Source organism: Halobacteriovorax sp. (genome assembly GCF_041587335.1).
In the GTDB taxonomy this organism is placed as follows: Bacteria; Bdellovibrionota; Bacteriovoracia; order Bacteriovoracales; family Bacteriovoracaceae; genus Halobacteriovorax.
On sequence record NZ_JBFGYP010000013.1, the window covers coordinates 35,113 to 43,979 of the forward strand.

Genomic DNA, 8,867 nt, shown 5'->3' on the forward strand with positions numbered 1-8,867 from the left:
TTATACAAATAGCATTTTAAACTTAATCTTCAATATCAACTATCAAATCGACCCAGTCATCTTCTGGAACATTCTCAACAGGAACACACCAATCCATTACAGACTTACCAAGAGAGTGAACCAACTCTGTATCTCCACTTACTAAGTGATGCCACTCTGGTAGGTCCTTACCTTTTGAGACTAGCTTATAGGCACAAGTTGACGGGAGATATTCGAGACTATTAATATTTTCTGGAGTGATTTTTAGACATTCAGGAACGACTAAGAAACGAGAAGAATACTGCTTACATTTAACTTTCTCAATATCTAATAAGGAACAAGCACAAGCAGTGTATGCAACTTCAAAAGTATCAGGATCCTCTAATTTGACGAGACAGCACTTTCCACAACCATCACATAGAGATTCCCACTCTTCAGAGCTGAATTCATTAATTTTTTTATTTTTCCAGAACATGAAAGAAAACTTACCTTATATGGCCAAGTTATTGAAATATTTTGTAAAGAATATACTGTATTTAGTACAAATGACTACTTGCTATGTAAATAAATTGATATAAATATAGTAATGGAAGTATCTAATGCTACGCTTACTGCGTATATCGAAACATTAAAAGAGCACAACGTGGACCCTTGCGTCTTAGTGAGCGGTACTTCATTAACCTTTGAGGAAATATCTAACCCTAAAGGTAAAATCACCTGGAAAGATTTTGAAACAATCACAAACAATACTTTTGACACCGTAGGCGAAGAGAAAACGCTAACCAGTTTAAAAATAACTGGAGTAGATAATGATGATCTCTCAGTCTTAAAAAAGATTTGTGCCTCAACAATAAGAACTGAAGGTATTTACTGGTTTTTTTGTGCTTGTGTAGCAAAGTTATTCTACAAGAATCTAACTTTTGAATACAAGAAAGTAAAAAGTGGTCATGTCCAATTAAAAATAATCATGAAGAGAGGACATAAGTGCTTTAGTAATTTTACAAAGGCCTACGCATCGGCATTTGAAGGCTTTCCAACAATGATAGGTCTTGGTCCAGCGCAAAGCTCAATAGATGAAACATCACCTGATCCAATAATTAACTTATATTTTAAAAACACAATAGGTTTTTGGAATCCATTTTCATACTTCAATCGCTTCTTTAGTTCAAAAACAAATGTTGCTCAACTATTAAGTGAACTAGATGCAGGGAAACATGAGCAAGACTTACTAAATAAAGAACTCAAGAACCTAAATGAAGAGCTCAAAGATTCTAATCGCCTTAATGAATCTCTATTAAGAACGATTATGCATGATCTCAATAATCCTCTCGCGATAATGAGGCTCAAGGCCGAAAAGCTACTTAATGAATCAGAAGACTTTAACAAAAAAGATAAAGAAGTTTTAAATCGAGCTTCAGAAAATATGTATCAAGTTATAAATGATTTAAAAAATTTCCACTTGGCAAAATGTTTCTTACAAGATGAAGTTTTCAATATTCTAGAATGTATAAAAGATTCTAGAGGACACTTTCAAGAAAAAATAGAAGAGAAAAAGCTAGATGTAATAATAAAATCCTCACTGCAAAATCACTTCACTTTAAAAGGAAACAAGGTAACATTTACCAATTCTATACTTTCAAACCTACTCTCAAACTCTATTAAATTTAGTTTTGAAGGTGGTACCATATACATAAGTGCTGATGAAGTAGAAGATGCAGTAATCATTACAGTTAAAGACAATGGGACGGGAATGACATCTTCTGCTGTTGAAAACTTTTTTAATAGCAACTTAAGTGAAAGTGAAAAAGGAACTTCTGGTGAACTCGGACTTGGCATAGGTCTAACTCAAGTAGCTTATTTCACAAAACAAATGAATGGAAAAATAATAGTTAATAGTAAATCATACTCTAAACACCCAAAAGATCATGGAACAGAAATCAAATTAATTTTTAAAACAGATTATCATGAACTTATATTTTGATAGCCAAAAATTTAAGACTATAAAATTGAATACAATAAAATAAATTAAAGACAAAAATTCGCCTAAACATTCTGAACTATTCAAAAATCAAATTTAAATAATTTCACGATCACTCAAAAAATATATGATGACTTCACCAAGGAGATCATATGTTTTCAAGAAATCTAGGTTTAATTTCTAAAGAAGATCAGAAATCTTTAAAAAGTAAAAAAGTTTTAATTGCAGGAACAGGAGGAATGGGAGGCGTTTGCGCAGAAGTTCTTGTCAGAATGGGAATTGGAGAACTTACTCTAGTTGATCATGACATCTATGAGGAAACAAATTTCAATAGACAACTCCATTCAAACAAAGAAACCCTAGGACAGTACAAAGTAGAAGTTTTACAAAAAGAATTTTTAAAAATTAATCCAGATCTGAAAATTAAAGTTCTCCCACAAAAAGTGACGCTACAAAATATCGAAAGCCTACTAGAGGGAGTTGACTACGTAGTGAATGGAATGGATGAAATGTACAACTCCTTAATCCTGGAGAGAACAGCAAGAAAGAAATCTATTACAATCGTTGATGCATGGTTAACGCCTTACGCTAGTGTTTTTGTAATGACACCAGACTCACCTCACTGGGAAGACTTTCTAAACCTACCAACAAGTGGAGTCCCTCTAGAAGAGCTGACTCCAGAACTTTGTAATGAGGCCGTAGAAATTGAAGTGGACTATACATTTTCTCACTTCTCTCCCTATGAAATCATGCCAAAAGATTATGTAAAAGATATTGTTTACAAAAGATGTAAGCGACCTTCACTAGCACCAGTGGTTTGGCTTAGTGGAGTACTCATGGCAAACGAAGTTTTCAAGTTAGCATGTGGGATGCCTCATACAGATTACAGAGGAATATTCTTTAACCAATACGATATGGATCTAGAAATTGGAAAATTACAAACATTTAAAAAAGTAGCCTAGGAGAATCTTATGTATCATGAAAATAAATACAATAGTATCACTTCAAAGCATTATTTAAATCCAGGAAAAAACCTTAATGACTTAGATCTCATGCGATTGTATGGAGCAATGATTGAGATAAACATTCAAGGAAAACAAAACGTAGACAACCTTTACTTAAAAGAAGGATTACCACTAGAGAAAGTCAGAGAAATTTACAATGAATGCATCATTACGTTATTCAGTGACAAAGATTCTCACTTCGGATTTCTAGTCAGTCCTATTTTAAAATCAAATAATTATACCGTGATGCATGCAGGTCTTATAATATTTAGTAGAAATCCAGGAGGAGACTTCATGTCACTTGCAACACTCTCTAACTTCACTATGGCCTATGAAGCATATGGAAAGGTATTGGTTACAAATATTACCTCAACTCCTTCAATAATTGAGGTTTTTACAAATTCTGTGAGTTATGCTTGGCCTTCTCCAAAAATGAACATAAAACTTACACCTAAAGGATATAGAGCAGCTATAAAAATGTTGGAAGATGAATATATGAAAAAATATTTTCCAAGTAACTCTGATGTTAAAATTGATCTAAAGCGATTTACAATGACATCAAACTCAAATGAAATGGGATTTTCAACAGACTACTACAAACTAAGTAGGGCCAATAAATATATCTACCAAGCTTTCTGCAAGACTTGGATTGACTATAGTAAGAGTGAAGACGTTATACAGGTTGGACAAATTAACTTCCTCACCTACTTACAACAAAGAGTAAAATTAACTCTTCTCAAATATAAACTCCAAAGAGTAATCAAACGTAAAGAAAATAGACCAATAGAGAACAAACTCAAGCATGCGGCCTAAATTAAACTTTTAACCTTTTCAAAAGAGTTCGTAGTAATGATACCTTTTCGTGAACTAACTTCACGACTCATTTCATTCATTTGTCTCACCCTCTGCTCACTTGGAGGGTGAGTACTTAGAGCATCAGCAAATGCTTTAGAGAATTGATTACTATTTCCTTGGTATTGCCTTTCCATTGTTAAAAGTTTTTCATAAAATTTACCAATATGTCTTGGATCATAGCCAGCAGTCAAAGATGTGTTAAAACCTATCCTATCTGCTTCCATCTCATCTTCTCTAGAGTTGGCCATAAAACCAAATTTCTGAATTAAAAGAACTCCACCTGCACCAGCGGCACCACCATAGAGAGCTATTCTCTTTATACATTCGCGGTCATTTTTCTTACAAAGTGCTTTCCCAAGACCATAACCAGCAGCTCCTCCTAGAATTGCACCACCAAGACCAAATAACATATTTCTAGTTTTAGATTCTTTCTGCGCCTCGATTCTTTCAGCAGTATGCCTAGCTTTAATATGACCTACTTCGTGTCCAATAACTCCAGCAAGTTCAGCTTCACTACTTGCCATTTTAATCAAGGGAGCAGTAATAAAAACTTCTCCTGCAGGTAGCGCAAAGGCATTTACCATTTTAGATTCTACTACTCTAAAATTATAATTATAAGGATGTCCCTCAAGGCCATTAGCGGAAACTATTTTCTTGCCTAGGTCTTTAATATAAGACTGAGCGTAGTTACTTGATAGAGTTGGATACTCTTTTTCCATTTGTGGAAGGTATTCGTTAGTCATGGCCCTTTCGTCAGAAAAGCTAAGGCTAGTCTCTTGACCTGTATTATCTCCCTCTCTCATTCTATGCTTAGGTGCAGAAGCACATGATGCCAACAGAATAGGTAGAGATATAAGAAATGCTCTTCTTCCATGATCTGTTGAATTAATTTGTATTAGATCTTTTTTTAAATGCTTTATTAGTTCTTTACTCATCACACATCCTTATAAAATAATTATATCTAACTCAAAGAAAATAACAATATTTGAGATCTAGACTTAAGATAAATTTAAAGATTTAGTTGAAGTGTATTATAGAAATAAAAAAGCCTAGGCATAAACCTAGGCTTTTTTAAAAATGGAGGTCAGAATCGGATTCGAACCGATGATGCAACAGTTTTGCAAACTGCGCCATTTGACCACTCTGGCATCTGACCACATTTGTTCTTGAAAATGTATAATGATTTATACGAATAGAAATGTCAACACAGAACTTGCGTTATTTCAGCTAGTTCTGCATTGTCTAAGCAATAATAATTACGCTTCTCTAATAACGTATTTATCTTTACCTGCGTCAACCATCTCTCTAAGTTCTTTACCAACTTTAAAGAAAGGAACTTTCTTAGGCGGAACTTTCACAACTTTACCAGTCTTAGGATTCCTACCCTCGTACGCTTTATAATTTCTATTTGCAAATGATCCGAATCCTCTAATCTCAATTCTCTCGTCATTATAAAGAGATTTGATCATTGAATCGAAACAAATGTTAATAATTGATTCAGCTTGCTTATGTGTTAAATTCGCTTGCTTTTCAATTGCAGCAATTAGATCTGCCTTAGTCATACGTCTCTCCTTTAGAAACATTCAACTTACATTATTGTATGATTAAATAACCTATCGGTAATTTTTCAAATTCCTAAATAGCTTAAATCATTTTTTTGTAAAAACCTAATGTCTTGTTATTTCGTTATAATAAGCACTAAGTAATGCCCATTTTCTGTGGTTCTTTTTTATCTCTATTTCTCAAAAAAAAGATATAACTATATGAAATCACATAATGCAAAGATTAGCTAAGAAAAAAGACAATTAACAGCTTAAAATAATAAGAGGAAAGCATTCAAGTAACGAAGCTAAATGTCGATGAGATATCAGAGCACTAAAAGGATATAACTTGAGAAGATTAATTGGTTACCTAACACTATTCACAGCACTTACAGGATTCACTTCTTGTGTATCTGGTGGTGGTCGTGAAGGAAAGCCAGTTGTAACATCAAGTAGTCAGGCCTCAGGAGCTCTAGGATGTGAAGAGGATTTATTCTGGCTCTCATCTGGAGACACTTGTGTGTCTTCATGTCCAGATGGAACATCAATTCCAACAAGTACTGAACTTACAGAACTTCTAACAGAAGTTACTGAAGACATTCAAACTATTATTGCCAACTCTGCAGGAGTTTGTGTAGATAATCCAGTAGTACGGCCAACCGATGAAATCTTTATTAATTCAGACTTCTGTGCATGTAAATCAGGACTACCAGATATCATTAATAACTGTGAGTCATATTGTGCAGGAACAACGACTGATACACCTACTCTTTATGTGAGCACTACATTAGGGGCCAATGTTGAACTTAATGAAGGTTTAGGATCGCTTGATAATTGGTGTAATAATGAAATTAGTGATGGCCTAACAGGGCCAGCTTGTTTCCTAGAAGTCTATGATGGTAATTCTACTAGTGATCTCTCAGTAGAAATAAACTCAGGCTCAAATAGCTTTTCAGCTAATATATCTTCACTAGCATTAAATACAACTTACGTTGCAACCTTAAAAGAAAAAGGTTCAGGGTCTAATGCTCAAAGTAAATCATTTCAAATTAGAAGAATTGAATATAGTGATGATGATGAATCAGACGAGACACCTTTAAAGATAATGCCGATCTCACAATACACTTGCTTAACAAGAGCAGGAACTCAAGTAGATGCAGGAAATCTTTATGAGAATGCTGCTAGACTACACTATTACTTCCCTAGTAATAATAGTCCACCGTCACTAGCTCCTGGTGACCCATTCCTATTCTGCCATGATGTTTCGAGATATGGAGAAGATGACTCTCCACTATACGACAGACTTGAGCTCATACCTCAACATATGGCACTTTGGGATTTATCGGATGTACGTTTTGCAGATCAAAACTCGGATTCAAGATCAGATATTAATGAAACAATTCAACAGAGATTACTAGACGATTATGGAATAACAAAAACAATCAATATCTTCGGACTTCTGACTTGGCCAAATATGCCTAATATCGATGGAAATACTCCAAATATGGGTTACTATATGGTGCCATGGATTGACTCCGTAACAGGAAGGGCCTTCTGTCCAGATCAGACAAATTATAATAGTGAAGACAAGCTATTTAATATTCTAAAAGAAGTAGTTGGTGTTAGTACTGAAGGAATGTACATGGCCGTAAAAGAAGCAGAGCTTCTTACCAATACGGATGATGAGCCTGTCCTCGCTCCTACTGATATAATGATTATTAGAGAAAACCTATTAAAGAAAATTTGGTTCTACTACGAAAATAACCAACATTACGTACCAGATGAAATTACGGCCACTCAAAAGACAATCCACTTTTATTGGCCTGCAGATGAGGCTAACCCATACATAAGAAAGTCTACACAGAAAATATACACAATTAGACGACCTAGTGAATTAAATGTTGGTGACAATCAAACAGGTATCCCTACGACAGTTGATCCATCAGATAAGAGATTTGGGTGTATGCCAGCTCTTGATTAATTAGAGAAAGACATTTTGGAATATATTGAATGTTGGCGCTAACTCTGAGCCAAAAAAGAAAATAAGAATAAAAATTCTAAGGCCAAAAATAAAAGTTTTTCGAAAAATCCAACCAAATAATCTCTTAAATATACTTCCTTTCTTAGAGGACATTCGGGCCAAAATAAAGCCTAGTATAAAAGTGAAAATATTTGCGAGTAGAAAGTAAGTGAGTTTCTTCTTATCCTTAAACATATCTAAAAGACCAAGTAGTGCTCTATTGTCTCGTAGAAGATGCGTCATAAAATCAACAGTCTTTGGAAAGGTCTTTGCCACCCCTTTAGCTGGAGACTGACCAATATTTTGTTCTACCTGTTCTCTAGATGCTTGATAACTCATTCTCGAATAAATAGAGTTTAGGTTTTTAACAAGAGGTCTCAACTTATCTAAGTCTAGACTACCAAGAGCAGAACTTTTTGAACCGCCGTGGTTATCTTGAATGCTTTTGACTAGCTTTTGATTTTCTTTTCGATAGTCCTCTAGAGAAGATTCTAAGTGATCATCACTATCTTCACTGAAATTATCTTGGGAGTAAGATGATATAGACCCCAGGAGTAGAACTCCTAGGGATATATTAAGCATTATAAAAAATTGGAATAACTTACGCGTTTGCAGCACTCTTTTCCTCAGTTCCTTTCATTCTATCAAAGAATAAAGTAACAGGAGCTGCTACAAAAATTGATGAGTATGTACCAATAAGTACACCTAATGAAATAGCTAGGAAGAAATCCTTAATTGCTAGTCCACCAAAGAAATACATAACAACTGATACAAAAAGTGTTGTAAGTGAAGTCATTATTGTTCTTGAAAGTGTTTCATTTACTGCATTGTTAATATGAGTAGAAAGAGGAAGTGAAGGTCCCTTCTCTTCGTGCTCTCTAACTCTATCATATACAATAACTGTATCATTCACTGAGTAACCAATAACAGCTAGAAGCGCAGCAACTGTCTGCAGAGTAAACTCAACATGAAAGAATGCAAATACACCTAGGATAATTGTTACATCATGAAAAAGAGCAACAATAGCACCTGGAGAATACTTAAAATCAAACCTAAGACCAATATAGATCATAATGGCAATTAGGGCCCAAAGCATTGCTTGGAAACCAGAGATTCTTAGTTGAGCACCAGCTTTTGGACCAACAATATCTACCTTTCTAACTTCAACACCTTTTGAAGCGTAAGAAGCGAGAAGAGATTCAGATACTTTTTCAGTAATCTGATTAAGGTTAGTCTCATCTCCCTGAACTTTTACAAGAAACTCATTTTGAGATCTCTCACCGATTGTTTGAGCAGCAATTCCTTTAAATCCTGCGTCAGCAAGGTTTTTACGAAGACCGTCAAGATTGATCGATTCAGTAAATTTAAGTTGGATCTCTGCTCCACCTCTAAAGTCTACCCCATAGTTCATTTTTGTAGCGATACCAAAGATAGCAACTGCTACAACGATTAAAGAGATAACTGCTGTTACAGAGAATTTATTAACGAAA

General features: G+C 34.6%; 9 protein-coding genes and 1 tRNA gene. 4 read left to right on the forward strand and 6 right to left on the reverse strand.

All coding sequences use genetic code 11. From position 1 onward, the window contains the following. Positions 1–22: 22 nt before the first annotated feature. Positions 23–454: a YcgN family cysteine cluster protein gene (locus tag ABX784_RS03690; RefSeq protein ID WP_372652706.1), complete on the reverse strand. Its 432-nt coding sequence runs from the start codon at positions 452–454 to the stop codon at positions 23–25. A 111-nt stretch (positions 455–565) separates the two neighbouring features. Between ABX784_RS03690 and ABX784_RS03695 the strand changes: the two genes are divergently transcribed. The 3 genes from ABX784_RS03695 to ABX784_RS03705 all read left to right on the forward strand — a co-directional run bounded on the left by ABX784_RS03695 (position 566) and on the right by ABX784_RS03705 (position 3,774). After that, entirely contained in the window at positions 566–1,960 is a 1,395-nt protein-coding gene (locus tag ABX784_RS03695) for a sensor histidine kinase (protein WP_372652709.1), read from the forward strand. 149 nt (positions 1,961–2,109) lie between these two features. Next, a complete protein-coding gene (locus tag ABX784_RS03700; RefSeq protein ID WP_372652711.1) occupies positions 2,110–2,919 on the forward strand; it encodes a ThiF family adenylyltransferase in 810 nt (269 codons plus the stop codon). 9 nt (positions 2,920–2,928) lie between these two features. Then, complete coding sequence (locus ABX784_RS03705) at positions 2,929–3,774, forward strand: hypothetical protein (protein WP_372652713.1); 846 nt, start codon at positions 2,929–2,931, stop codon at positions 3,772–3,774. On the opposite strand, the gene ABX784_RS03710 is transcribed toward ABX784_RS03705, so the two are convergent. The 3 genes from ABX784_RS03710 to ABX784_RS03720 form a co-directional block, all read right to left on the reverse strand. Next, the gene (locus tag ABX784_RS03710; RefSeq protein ID WP_372652715.1) at positions 3,771–4,751 is read right to left on the reverse strand and encodes a M48 family metalloprotease; all 981 of its coding nucleotides are present in this window, start codon (positions 4,749–4,751) and stop codon (positions 3,771–3,773) included. The genes ABX784_RS03705 and ABX784_RS03710 overlap by 4 nt on opposite strands. Positions 4,752–4,894: 143 nt before the next feature. After that, a tRNA-Cys gene (locus ABX784_RS03715) sits at positions 4,895–4,972 on the reverse strand. 100 nt (positions 4,973–5,072) lie between these two features. Beyond that, the gene (locus tag ABX784_RS03720; protein ID WP_044557394.1) at positions 5,073–5,378 is read right to left on the reverse strand and encodes an HU family DNA-binding protein; all 306 of its coding nucleotides are present in this window, start codon (positions 5,376–5,378) and stop codon (positions 5,073–5,075) included. 328 nt (positions 5,379–5,706) lie between these two features. Here ABX784_RS03720 and ABX784_RS03725 point away from each other — a divergent pair, with 328 nt between their 5' ends. Then, positions 5,707–7,338 (forward strand): hypothetical protein, encoded by a 1,632-nt coding sequence (locus ABX784_RS03725; protein WP_372652717.1) that lies wholly within the window; start codon positions 5,707–5,709, stop codon positions 7,336–7,338. Here the strand turns inward: ABX784_RS03725 and ABX784_RS03730 are convergent, their stop codons facing one another. Next, complete coding sequence (locus tag ABX784_RS03730) at positions 7,339–7,959, reverse strand: hypothetical protein (protein WP_372652719.1); 621 nt, start codon at positions 7,957–7,959, stop codon at positions 7,339–7,341. It lies immediately after the preceding gene. A gap of 19 nt (positions 7,960–7,978) precedes the next feature. Then, on the reverse strand, positions 7,979–8,867 hold an 889-nt coding region (gene secF / locus ABX784_RS03735), incomplete at its 5' end, for a protein translocase subunit SecF (RefSeq protein ID WP_372652722.1).